Origin of the sequence: Pseudomonas sp. B3G-3 (genome assembly GCF_028640915.1) — a bacterium.
In the GTDB taxonomy this organism is placed as follows: domain Bacteria; phylum Pseudomonadota; class Gammaproteobacteria; order Pseudomonadales; family Pseudomonadaceae; genus Aquipseudomonas; species Aquipseudomonas chlororaphis_I.
Window position 1 is genome coordinate 1 of the sequence record NZ_JAQZAB010000011.1, and the last position, 251, is coordinate 251.

Genomic DNA, 251 nt, shown 5'->3' on the forward strand with positions numbered 1-251 from the left:
CCGGCGCCGCCGACGATCAGGGTCTTGTCGGTGGAGAGCGTGCCGTTGTCGACGCTGACCGAACCATTCGAGCCTTTTTGCGCAGCGATCACGGTGTTGCCAGCGGTCTGCACCTTGGCGCCGTTGGTGAGCGACAGCGAGCCGTTGCCCGACTGGCCCACGGTCATGTCGCCGAGGGTTTTCCAGAGGCTGCTCGCGCCATCGACGCTGGCGGTGCCAGTGGAACCCAGGTCGGCAGCGATGATGCTGTC

The 251-nt window shown here is 66.1% G+C and carries 1 protein-coding gene; it reads right to left on the minus strand.

Annotated features, from left to right (window positions below; all coding sequences use genetic code 11):
- A partial coding sequence (locus PVZ80_RS00165) for a hypothetical protein (protein WP_273863272.1) occupies positions 1 to 251 on the minus strand: 251 nt, incomplete at both ends.